Origin of the sequence: Frondihabitans cladoniiphilus, assembly GCF_039544345.1 — a bacterium.
Taxonomy (GTDB): Bacteria; Actinomycetota; Actinomycetes; order Actinomycetales; family Microbacteriaceae; genus Frondihabitans; species Frondihabitans cladoniiphilus.
In genome coordinates this window covers 187,686-199,539 of record NZ_BAABLM010000003.1, presented here as the reverse complement: position 1 = coordinate 199,539, position 11,854 = coordinate 187,686, and the positions used below count along the sequence as shown (strand labels likewise).

Below are 11,854 nucleotides of genomic sequence, written 5' to 3'. Positions count from 1 at the left end.
TTTTCCCGTGTCAGCGCGCATCCATAAAAGAGATGTAACATTTCACGAGTCGACGGGCCGAACGGCCTCCCCCGAGTCGGCGACTCGAAAGTCACCATGTCGCGCACTCCTGCTCTGTCTCTCGGCGCGGCCGCCCTCGTGGCCGCCGCCGCCCTCGTCCCCTCCGCGGCCAATGCTGCCGCGCCTGGCGGCTCGAGTCCCCAGGCCTGGTCTGCCAGTGCTCCGGTCTTCGACCTGATCGACGGCCACCAGTTCCTCGGAGACTCACCTGCGTCACAAGACCGCACTCCCCGCGTCAGGGTCTCCACCTACGAGGCGAGTCACGTCGGCGCATCACTCGTCGTTCGGGACGCCGTCACTAAAGCCGAACTCTGCACCGGCGACTTGCCGGTTCGCCTGATCTCCGCCGCCTATTACGGGACGTACTGTTCGCTCTCCGCTCTTCCCATCGGCACCACAGACGTGGAGGCGTTCTACGTCTCGGCCGATGGCGACGAGGAGACCGACGTGTCCGATGTTCTCCACATCCAGGAGCTGCCCCAGCGCATCGAGCTCGACGTCGTCGGTTACGACGCCGATACCGACACCGTCCGCTTGCAGGGCACCGGCATGCCCGACGAGGCGATCGAGGTGGGGCAGGGCCTCGAGGGCGAGACTTTCTCCGGTATCCATAAGACCGTCGACGTGGCCGATGACGGCACCTGGCAGACGACCTTCGCGAGCCCGGCCGACGCGGCCTTCGACAGCCTCCTCGTGAAGGGGGCGACTCTCCAGGCCCACGCCGAATTCGCAAAGGGCGCTCCGACGACGCCCAAGGTCGTCGCCACGGACCACGGCGACCAGATCCTCGTCGAGGCGATCGCCACCCAAGGCGACCGCATCGTGATCCGAGACCGCTCGGGTCGAGACATCGCTTCAGCTCCGCGCACGGGTCCGTCGACGATCCTGTCGTTCCGTGCTCCCACGGCCGAGGCGGACTTCTTCGTGCACGCCGTCACCACGACCTTGGAGACAGGTGACATCCTCTCCCCGGCCGAGAAGATCACAGTCAAGCAGGGCGTCGGTCCCCGCCTCGAGACGGCCCCGGTCGTCGGCAACGTCACCCGCGCGGCGAGCCGAGTCACCGCTGCGGTCACGGCCACGCCGGGCGCTCTGGTGACCGCCAAGGACGACACCGGTGCCATCCTCGGTTCACGCATCGCCGGCGCCACGGGGGTCGTGCAGCTGAGTGTGACCGTGCCCGCCACCGTCCGGGCCGGATCGGAACTCTTCGTGGAGCAGTCGAAGAACGGCCAGACTTCCGACCGCGAAGCGTTCGAGATCCCCACGGTCTGACGCCCTCGCACCCCAACGAAAGAGTTCACATCATGTCGCGCACGCCCGCCCTGACCGTCGGAGCAGCAGCTCTCGTCGTAGCCGCCACGCTCGTCCCCCTCGCCCCGGCGATGGCCGCCACCCCCACCGCCGAGTGGTCGAACCTCCCTCCCGAGATCTATCTCGTCGACGGCCAGAACGCGATCGGCGGCGACATCGCCACCGATGACCGCACACCTCGCGTCTTCGTCGACTCGGAAGAAGCCGGCCACGCCGGGGCCGAGCTGATCGTCCGCGACGCGGCCTCGAAAGAGATCCTGTGCACCGGGGAGAAGCCCGTCACCGACAAGGAGCCGTTCTTCGGCGCCGGCTGCTCGGTCGACCGGCTCGAGGTCGGCACGACCCACGTCGAGGCGGTGTTCGTCTCGCGAGACGGTCTCCAGACGACGTTCTCCTCCAAACCCGTGAGCATCCACGTCGTGCCGCAACGTTTCGAACTCGACGTCGTCGGGTACGACCGTGACACGAACTCGGCCACGCTGCGCGGCACGGGCGTGCCCGGCACGACGATCGCCGTCGGTCAGGACTACCGCGACGCCGGTTTCGCCGGCGTGCACGAGACGGTCCCGGTCGAGGACGACGGCACGTTCACCGTGAGCCTGGAGGACGTCGCCGACATGGGCTTCAACTCCATCTACCTCTCCGGCCGCACCGAGTGGGGTGGCGGGTCGTACTTCTCCAAGAACGCCCCGCTGAAGCCCTCAGCGACTCACACGATCGAGGGCTCGCAAGTGATCGTCGACATCGCCTCCGACGAGGGCGACAGAGTCTCGGTCCGTGATTTGTCCGGCAAGGTCGTGGCGTCCGCGGCCCGGACGGGTTCCGTCACGCGGGTTTCGTTCCGAGCGCCGACGGTCGAGACCGAGCTCTTCGTGGGCGCGATCACCCTGGGGGCACAGGGGGCCGAGTACCGCTCCGCCGAGGACGTCTTCACGGTGAAAGCGGGCGTGGGAACAAAGCTGGAGGCCGCGCCCGAGGTGAGCGACGTGGTGCTGGCGGGGAGCCGCGTCGTCGCCACGGCTCAGGCCGAGCCGGGTGCGGTGGTGACGGTGAGGGACGACAAGGGTGCCGTGATCGGCACTCGGGTGGCTGGTGCATCCGGCGCTCTGCAACTGGCCCTTCCGGCTCCGGCCGGAACGAAGGCCGGTTCGCAGTTCTTCATCGAGCAGTCGAAGGGCGGCCAGGTCTCGGAGCACGACGACTTCGAGATCCCGACGGAAGACATTCCGGCGAGGTAGACCTCGCCACCTCCGTGCCCGACCGAGGCCCTGCCATCCGACCCGGGTGGCGGGGCCTCCGTGCGTCACGGCAGGATGGTTGCCATGTCGACGCTGCCGCCCCTCCACGACCGAGTGACCGCCCCCGCGGCCGTCGAGCTGCCCGAGAGCCGACAGGGCGTCACGTGGCGGCCGATCACGACCGACGACGCCGCAGCCGTCCATGCGCTTCGCCGCGTCACCGGCTTGATCGACCACCCGCACTACGTGGTCACGCTGGGCGAGATCGAGCACGAGCTCACGAGCGCCGAGATCGACCTCGAGCGCGACACGATCCTGGGCGAGGATGCGCGGGGTGACGTGGTCGCGTACGGCACGGCGACGCTCCAAGCCGGCCAGGCGACGCTCGTGAAGTCCCTGCTCGACGGGGCCGTGCATCCCGCGCTCCGGGGGCTCGGCATCGGCACGCAGATCGTCGAGTGGCAGGAGGCGCGGGGTCGCCAGCAGCTCGCCTCGTCCGACAAACGGCTGCCCGGCTGGCTGACCTCGTTCGCCGACGAGGGGGCGACACCGGCGATCGAGCTGTTCCAGCGCCACGGCTACGGCCTGGTGCGCTGGTGGCTGGAGCTGTCGCGCGACCTGTCGGAGCCGATCCCCAGCCTCCCCCTCGACCCGGCCCTCCGCCTCGAGGTCTACGGGCCGGAGTGGTCCGAGCGCACGCGGGAGGCGCGCAACGAGTCGTTCCGCGACCACTGGGGGTCGCAGCCGATGCCGCAGGCGACGTGGGATGCCCACGGCCGCCTCCCCATCGCCCGCCCCGACCTGTCCGTCGTGGCGGTCGACCCAGCCACCGAGCAGGTCGTCGGGTTCGTGCTGACCGACGTCAACGAGGAGGAGTGGGCGCAGCTCGGCCACTCGTTCGGCTACGTCGCCTACGTCGGGGTGCTGCGCGAGTACCGCGGCCGGAAGATCGCGCAGGCGCTGCTGTCGCACACGCTGCAGGCGTACCGCGAGCAGGGGTTCGAGCGGGCGGTGCTCGACGTCGACTCCGAGAGCCCGACAGGAGCGACCGGGCTCTACGCGGGTCTCGGGTTCGTTCCGGTGAACCGCTCGGTCTCCATCGTCAAGGAGTTCTGAAGCTCGAAGGTGACCATCATGTAGTATTTCAGCTTGTGCTGACGGGTCGAGCGACCTTCCCCGAGTCGGCCGTCCGAAGGCCGAAATGAAACCCCTTCCCCTGATCGTGGCCTGCGTTGGCCTCAGCCTGCTCGCTCCTCTTGCGCTCTCCGACGGACAGGCTCTCGCGAGTCCGGCCGGTGTCGCCGCAGCGGAGACGGCCGCCGGTCCGAACCTGAGCCTCTTCTCGTTCACCGGTCTCACGGGCGACTCGGCCCGTATTCGTGTTCGCGGCGCCGTCGGCGCCGAGCTGACCGTGACGTCGTCCCTGGGCGGTGATCCGGTCACCGGCACGATTCCCACGGGCAACATCCTCGAGGTCGACGTGCCCGTGGCCAAGGGCACCGCGCCGACACTCACCGGGGTCCTGACCCTGGGAGGAGAGGCGGGTGAGCCCGCGACGATCGTCGTCGACCGCACGCTCACCTCGCTCGCAGCGCCGACTTCCGTCTCGACGGCGCCGAGCGCCGACCGAGGGAAGGCCGTCGTGCTCGCCGAGGGCGCCCAGCCGGGTGCTCTTCTCATCGTCAAGAACGCCCGCGGCGAGGTGGTCGGCACGGGGCCCGGCGCCACGGGCACGAGCTCTCTCGTCGCGACGTGGGATCCCCGGGTGGATCCGGCCGACCGCCGGTTCACCATCCTGCAGAAGTACGACGGCCTCGAGTCTCCCTCCGTCCCGTTCCGCATCGGCGTGCCGGAACCCCTGCCGACGGAGCTCGAAGCGCCCACCATCAGTGAAGTCGGAGTGCTCGGCGATTGGGCGCAGGTCATCGTGACCAGTGACGTCACGTCGAAGGCGACGGCCATCGAGGCGGTCGACTTCTACGGCAGGGTCGTCGCCTCCAACGGCTTCACGAACGGCTACGGCAATCTGAACTTCACCGTCCCTCCGACCGAAGCCAGCTATCGTGTCCGCCTCGTCGCCGGAACGGGTGAGGATCGGGTCCTGTCACCCGAGGTCCCCGTCGTCACCAACGCCGGCCTCGGAACCCTCGTGCCGGCCGCGCCGACGCTGAACGCTGCCACGGAGACCTCCGGACGTCTCGTCGCCGACGTCACGGCCACTCCGGGGGCCAAGGTCATCGTCCGCGATGCCGATGACAAGGTCGTCGCTCTGCGGCTGGCCGGCGCGACCGGCCGGGTTCAGCTCGCGGTTCCGGTGACAGGCCGAGCCGCAGGCGAGTACTTCGTCACGCAGGCGACAGGCGTCATCGAGTCGGACCCCGTCGCGGTGCCGACGGCCTGAGGCCGCCGAGACCGATCGGGACGAGGGCTCCGCCGCACGGGTGTGTGGCGGGGCTCTCGCCGTCCGTGTACCCCCGGATCGTGCATCCCCCGCTCTCGCAGCGCGCATGCGCCCCCAAAGGGTGGCACTCCCATTGGGACGTGTACCCCGACGTGTACCGCGTTTGACTTGCGGAGCCGGAGAACACTGCCCCGGCGCCCGACGAGCGTCACTCGCCTCGCCTGGCCCTGTCCTAGGAGGTACGCATGGCGTCGATGACCGAGATCCTGATCTTGCACGGTCTCCTGCCGATCGAGCAGCTCGACCTGATGGCGAATCCGTCGGACGAAGAAGCCAGCGTGCGCGATCTCCTCGACCGCGGTGTCGTCTCCGAACTGCAGATCGCCAAGGCTCGCGCCACCGCCGCCAACATGGACTTCGTCGAACTGGTCGACTACCCGGTCGATCGCAACGCCGTCACGATGGTGTCGGCCGCCGTCTGTCGTCGCCACTCCGCTCTGCCCATCGCCATCAAGGACGGTCTCCTCTTCGTCGCCATCGGCGACGCCGGCAACGTGTTCGCCATGGACGACGTCCGCGCCGCCTCCCGGATGCCGATCGAGTGGGTGCTCGCCGAGAAGGGCGACCTCAAGATCGCCATCGACCGGTACCTCCGCGCCGACGACGAGCTCAACGACCTCACCAGCGCCCTCGAGGAGGAGAGCACCGGCAGCGACCAGTCCGCGAAGGACATCGGCTCGGCCGACGACGAGGTCCCCATCGTCCGCTTCGTCAACCTCCTCGTCAGCCAGGCCATCACCGATCACGCCTCCGACATCCACATCGAGCCGGCCGAGCACGAGGTACGGGTCCGCTACCGCATCGACGGCGTGCTGCACGAGATGCAGCCGGCTCCGAAGAGCATCCAGAACGGCGTGATCTCCCGCCTCAAGATCATGAGCGAGATCGACATCGCCGAGCGCCGCAAGCCGCAGGACGGCCGGATGTCGGTCCGCCACGGCAACCGGCAGATCGACCTGCGCGTCGCGACCCTCCCCACGGTGTGGGGAGAGAAGGTCGTCATGCGAATCCTCGACAACTCGAACACGGCCATGAGCCTGCGCGACCTCAACCTCCTCGAGCGCAACTTCGACGTCTACGCCGAGTCGTATTCGAAGCCCTACGGCATGATCCTCGTCACCGGCCCGACCGGTTCCGGCAAGTCGACCACGCTGTACACGACGCTCAACGCCGTGGCCCGCCCGGAGATCAACGTGATCACGGTCGAGGACCCGGTCGAGTACCGGATGGCCGGCATCAACCAGGTGCAGGTGAATCCGAAAGCGGGCCTCACCTTCGCGAGTGCGCTGCGGAGCATCCTCCGATCCGACCCCGACGTGGTCCTCCTCGGTGAGATCCGCGACCACGAGACGGCCCAGATCGCCATCGAGGCGTCGCTCACCGGCCACCTCGTGCTGTCGACCCTGCACACCAACGACGCCCCGAGCGCGATCGTGCGTCTCACCGAGATGGACATCGAGCCGTTCCTCGTCGGGAGCGCCCTCGACTGCGTGGTCGCCCAGCGTCTCGCCCGCCGCCTCTGCGACCGCTGCAAGCGCCCCGCCGACCTGCACCCGATGGCGCTCGCCGCGATGAAGTTCAAGGTCGACCCCGACCAGGCCCCGCCGACGATCTACGAGCCCGTCGGCTGCCAGTCCTGCTCGAACACCGGCTACCGCGGACGCCTCGCGCTGCACGAGGTCATGAGCGTCTCGGAGGACATCGAGCGTCTCGCCGTCAAGCGGGCCTCCAGTGCCGAGATCGGCCGCCTCGCCCAGGCCGAGGGCATGCTCACCCTCCGCGACGACGGCTGGGAGAAGGCCAAGTTGGGCCTCACCAGCCTCGAGGAGATCTTCCGTGTCGTCGCCTGATTCCTTCTCCCCTCTCCCGCTCCGCCTCCTCCTGAAAGGGACCACTCATGAGTGATCCGATCTACGACCTGCCCGGCGACCCGTCGGCCCGCCCGCGACCGGTGTACTCGCTGGACGACACCAGTGGGGGAGAGGCGGCCGGCGGCTGGACGCCCGCTCCCGCCTCGCACCGCTATTCCGAGCTCCCCACGTCGCCTCGTACTCCGGGCATCGACGAGATCCTCGCCTCGGCCGTCCCGCCGACCGGCTCCGGATTCGCCGCCCCGTTCGGCGACCCGGTCCGCCCGGCCGCATCCGCCGTCTTCGACCTTCAGACCCCGACAGCGTGGGATGCACAGCCCCCCGCTCCCTCGGCCTCGCCTCTCGCCGCAGCACCTGCCCCGTCCGGCCAGGCCCCTCTCGCGGCTCCGGCCCCCGCCGGCCACGCCCGTTCGGAGTTCGCGCTCTCCTCGCGCTTCCCCGCCGGAAGCGCCGCGTCGACCATCGAGCTCAGCGTCCACGCGGCGACCGAGGCCGAGCCGCACCTCATCGAGGCGCTCTGCCAGGTCGTGCTCCAGGGCGGCTCCGACCTCCACGTCACCGTGGACGCCGCCCCGACGATCCGCATCGACGGTCACCTGCAGCCGGTGCTCTCGCCCGAGCCGTGGGACCGCGAGCGCGTCTCGACGGCCCTCCGCAGCCTCCTCACCCGCGACCGCAACGCCGAGTTCGACGAGCACCTCGAGCTCGACTTCGCCTACTCCCTCTCGGCCGAGTCTCGTTTCCGCGTGAACTTCTACCAGCAGCGCGGTGTCCTCGGCGCCGTCTTCCGTCTCATCCCCACCGAGATCAAGACCCTCGAAGAGCTGGGGATGGACGGGGCGATCTCGAAGTTCGCCGGCCTTCCCCGCGGCCTGGTCCTCGTCACCGGGCCCACCGGTTCGGGGAAGTCGACGACCCTCGCCGCCCTCATCGACCTCGTCAACTCCACCCGGGCCGACCACATCGTCACGGTCGAGGACCCGATCGAGTTCATGCACCAGCACAAGAAGGCGCTGGTCAACCAGCGTGAGGTCGGTGCGGACACGCACAGCTTCGCGAACGCCCTCAAGCACGTGCTGCGGCAGGACCCCGACGTGATCCTCATCGGCGAGCTCCGCGACCTCGAGACGATCTCGGTCGCGCTGACCGCCGCCGAGACCGGCCACCTCGTCTTCGCGACGCTGCACACGCAGGACGCCGCCCAGACCATCGACCGCGTGATCGACGTCTTCCCGCCGCACCAGCAGGACCAGGTGCGCACGCAGCTCGCCTCGACCCTGCAGGGCGTCGTCTGCCAGACCCTCGTGCCCCGGGCCTCCGGCAAGGGGCGCGTCGTCGCCACCGAGATCATGATGATGACCCCCGCGGTCGGCAACCTGATCCGCGAGGGCAAGACGTACCAGATCGCCTCCTCCATGCAGGCGGGCCGCGATCTGGGCATGCACACCATGGACCAGAGCCTGGCCGACCTCGTCAACACCGGCACGATCACGTCGAAGGCCGCGATGGAGAAGGTCCACGACGAGGAGGGCTTCCACCGCCTCGTCACCCGCACCGACACCGGGGCGTCCAACGGCCTGGCCGCCAACGGCCTCGCGGCCGGCGGCATCGATTTCGGAGACGCGTTCTCGAGGAGTGAGTACTGATGGCCGCTGCACTGACCTTCGCCTACCGGGGTCGCGACTCCGCCGGCAAGCTCGTCAAAGGAAAGGTCGAGGCCTCCAGCGAGGGCGCCGTCGTCACCCGCCTCCGCACGATGGGGGTCTCGCCGATCGCCATCTCCGAGTCGTCGTCGACGGGTCTGCAGCGCGAGATCTCCATCCCCGGCTTCAACAAGGCGGTCAAGCTGAAGGACCTCGCGATCGCGAGCCGGCAGCTGGCGACCATGATCGGGTCCGGGCTCTCCCTGCTGCGCGCGCTGAGCATCCTCGCCGACCAGACCGAGAACCCCAAGCTCGCGAAGATCCTCAACGAGGTGCGCGAGGACGTCGAGACCGGCGTCAGCTTCTCCGACGCCGTAGGCAAGCACTCGCAGGACCTCCCGCCCATCATGATCAACATGGTGCGGGCCGGTGAGACCGGGGGCTTCTTGGAGGGCGCCCTCGACTCGCTGGCGACGAACTTCGAGAAGGAGGTCAAGCTGACCGGCACCATCAAGTCGGCCATGACCTACCCCGTCGTCGTGCTCGTGATGTCGCTCGTCGCGGTCGTCGTGATGCTCGTCTTCATCGTGCCGATCTTCCAGAAGATGTTCTCCAGCCTCGGCGGACAGTTGCCGTTGCCGACGATGCTGCTCGTCTACGCATCCCACGCGATGGTCTTCGTCGGGCCGGCGCTCTTCGTGGCGATCATCGTCTTCAGCGCCTGGTGGCGGACCAACAAGAACACCGTCAAGGTGCGCAGCTTCGTCGACCCGCTGAAGCTCAAGCTGCCGGTCTTCGGCCCGCTCATGACCAAGATCGCCATCGCCCGGTTCAGCCGCAACTTCTCCAACATGATCGGCGCCGGCGTTCCCATCCTCACCGCGCTCCGCATCGTGGGCGAGGTGTCGGGCAACTACGTGCTCGAGAGGGCGCTCGTCAAGGTCGCCGAGTCGGTGCGTCAGGGCGAGTCGATCGCCGCCCCCCTCTCCGAGGCCGCCGTGTTCCCCGCGATGGTCACGCAGATGATCTCCGTCGGCGAGGACTCCGGTTCGCTCGAGACCATGCTCGAGAAGATCGCCATGTTCTACGACGCCGAGGTGCAGGCCACGACCGAGGCCCTGACGTCGCTCATCGAGCCGCTGCTGATCGCGTTCCTCGGCGTGGTCGTCGGTGGCATGATCGTCGCCCTCTACCTGCCGATCTTCAAGATCACGTCGCTGATCCACTGACTCCTGACGCCCCGCGGGACGCCGACCGTCACCCACGCTCGTCGCCCCCTCCGCCCACACCCGAACGGACTTCCCATGCGCTCCCTCCTGCTCGCGCTCGACCGACGCCGAAAACACCTCGCCGACGGCGACTCCGGCTTCACCCTGATCGAGCTTCTCGTCGTCGTGATCATCATCGGCATCCTCGCGGCGATCGCCATTCCGGTGTACCTCGGGGTGCAGAACAACGCGAAGGACGCGGGGGTGCGGTCCGACCTCGGAAACCTCAAGACCGCGGCGATCAGCATTCAGGCCTCGACCAACGCGCCGCTGGCCACCACCAAGACGACGGCCGCCTCCGTGGCGGACCTGCCATCCGCCGTGACGCAGGCCGGCGCCACGTTCGGCGCCACGACGACCAGCTTGACGTACTACCCGACCGCCACCGGCTTCTGCATCCTCGGCATCTCCAAGGGGGGCAACAGCTTCGCGGCCACCGACTCCCTCGGTGTCGCCAAGGGGTCGTGCACGACGGCCGGCGCTTTCTCGACGACGGTCGTGACGGCTGCGCCGTAACCCGACCAGTCGTGCGACACGGCCCGTCTCCGATCGGGGGCGGGCCGTCTGCATCCCACCCCTGATCTGGGGTTCTCCCGGTTCGGGGGATCCCCGGACTGGGGCCACGAAAAGCACCGAAACCCCCCGGACAAGGGATTCTGTACCCCCGTGCCCGCCCCCTAACGTCAGTCGTGGCAGGCAGGGCTTGCCTCCCCCCCCCACCTCCTTCGCCATCCCTCCTGATCGGACACCCACATGTACTTCGCACTCATGGGCAAGCTCAACGCTCGCCGCAAGCAGATCACCACGCAGGACGCCGAGAAGGGCTTCACCCTGATCGAGCTCCTGGTCGTCGTCATCATCATCGGCATCCTGGCCGCGATCGCCATCCCGGTGTACCTGGGCGTGCAGAACAACGCCAAGAACTCGGCCGTCCAGTCGGACGTGACGAACTTCAAGACGGCCGTCGTCAGTCTCCAGACCAGCGGAGGGTCGCTTCCTACGAAGTTCGCCGCCGCCGCCACCTCGTTGCCGACGACGGTCGATTGGGCAGGCGCCGGCGCGACGATGGGAGCCAACACCAAATCGATAAACTACGGCCCGACGGGTTCGAACGGTGACTTCTGCATCATCGCCGTCAGCTCCACGAATGCGATCTTCTACGCGACATCGACTTCGGGCGTTTCCACGACCGCCTGCACCATCAGCTAGTCGACACTCGCTCCACTCAGCGGACCAGGCGCCTCGGCGCCTGGTCCGTTTTTCGTCCCCCGTCCGGGTGTCTCGATCATCGAGTGTCTTGACCCCCTAACTGGGGTTTCGCCCGGACTAACGGCGATCGGGGCTCCCCGTACTGGGGTCAGAGTTTCTCGGAAAACCCCCCGGACAAGGGATTCTGTACCCCACCCGCCCCGCCATAACGTCTATCTCGGCAGGCAGAGCTTGCCGCCGGAACACCTCCCCTCCTCATCCCAGAACGGACCGACTCATGTACTTCGCACTCATGGGCAAGCTCAACGCTCGCCGCAAGCAGATCACCACGCAGGACGCCGAGAAGGGCTTCACCCTGATCGAGCTCCTGGTCGTCGTCATCATCATCGGCATCCTGGCCGCGATCGCCATCCCGGTGTACCTGGGCGTGCAGAACAACGCCAAGGACTCGTCGGTGAAGTCGGACCTCGGCAACGCCAAGACCGCCATCGTCTCGCTGCAGACCAGCAACCCGACCGCCATCACCGGCTCCGTCACCGACGCGGGCTCCTTCACCGGAATCACCAGCGCGGGCTACACCCAGTCGGGCAACCTCAAGTACGCCATCACGTACACGCAGACGACGGCCAACAACGTCACGACCTTCTGCCTCGAGGCGACCAGCTCGACGGGCAACAAGTTCTACACGACCGACACCCTCGGCGTGACGGCTGTCCCGAGCACCAACCCCAGCGGTTGCACCGTTCCCTCCGCGACCGTCGGAACCACGAACTAACACGCTCTGCACGCC

The 11,854-nt window shown here is 68.2% G+C and carries 10 protein-coding genes; all 10 read left to right on the top strand.

Going from position 1 to position 11,854, the window contains the following annotated elements; translation table 11 throughout:
• The first annotated feature begins 96 nt into the window (after window positions 1-96).
• The 10 genes from ABEA39_RS09150 to ABEA39_RS09105 all read left to right on the top strand — a co-directional run bounded on the left by ABEA39_RS09150 (window position 97) and on the right by ABEA39_RS09105 (window position 11,839).
• Window positions 97-1,335, top strand: a complete 1,239-nt coding sequence (locus tag ABEA39_RS09150) for a hypothetical protein (protein WP_345375534.1) — start codon at window positions 97-99, stop codon at window positions 1,333-1,335.
• A gap of 32 nt (window positions 1,336-1,367) precedes the next feature.
• Complete coding sequence (locus tag ABEA39_RS09145; protein ID WP_345375533.1) at window positions 1,368-2,612, top strand: Ig-like domain-containing protein; 1,245 nt, start codon at window positions 1,368-1,370, stop codon at window positions 2,610-2,612.
• Between the two features lie 84 nt (window positions 2,613-2,696).
• A complete protein-coding gene (locus ABEA39_RS09140; protein ID WP_345375531.1) occupies window positions 2,697-3,728 on the top strand; it encodes a GNAT family N-acetyltransferase in 1,032 nt (343 codons plus the stop codon).
• Window positions 3,729-3,813: 85 nt separating this feature from the next.
• A complete protein-coding gene (locus ABEA39_RS09135) occupies window positions 3,814-5,013 on the top strand; it encodes a hypothetical protein (protein ID WP_345375530.1) in 1,200 nt (399 codons plus the stop codon).
• A 245-nt stretch (window positions 5,014-5,258) separates the two neighbouring features.
• Window positions 5,259-6,923: a GspE/PulE family protein gene (locus ABEA39_RS09130; RefSeq protein ID WP_345375529.1), complete on the top strand. Its 1,665-nt coding sequence runs from the start codon at window positions 5,259-5,261 to the stop codon at window positions 6,921-6,923.
• A 47-nt stretch (window positions 6,924-6,970) separates the two neighbouring features.
• Complete coding sequence (locus ABEA39_RS09125) at window positions 6,971-8,590, top strand: type IV pilus twitching motility protein PilT (RefSeq protein ID WP_345375528.1); 1,620 nt, start codon at window positions 6,971-6,973, stop codon at window positions 8,588-8,590.
• Entirely contained in the window at window positions 8,590-9,816 is a 1,227-nt protein-coding gene (locus tag ABEA39_RS09120) for a type II secretion system F family protein (RefSeq protein WP_345375527.1), read from the top strand. Before ABEA39_RS09125 ends, ABEA39_RS09120 begins: the two co-directional genes overlap by 1 nt.
• A 75-nt stretch (window positions 9,817-9,891) precedes the next feature.
• Entirely contained in the window at window positions 9,892-10,371 is a 480-nt protein-coding gene (locus ABEA39_RS09115) for a type II secretion system protein (protein ID WP_345375526.1), read from the top strand.
• 237 nt (window positions 10,372-10,608) lie between these two features.
• Window positions 10,609-11,064, top strand: a complete 456-nt coding sequence (locus tag ABEA39_RS09110) for a type II secretion system protein (RefSeq protein ID WP_345375525.1) — start codon at window positions 10,609-10,611, stop codon at window positions 11,062-11,064.
• 277 nt (window positions 11,065-11,341) lie between these two features.
• Window positions 11,342-11,839 (top strand): type II secretion system protein, encoded by a 498-nt coding sequence (locus tag ABEA39_RS09105; RefSeq protein WP_345375524.1) that lies wholly within the window; start codon window positions 11,342-11,344, stop codon window positions 11,837-11,839.
• Window positions 11,840-11,854 lie beyond the last annotated feature (15 nt).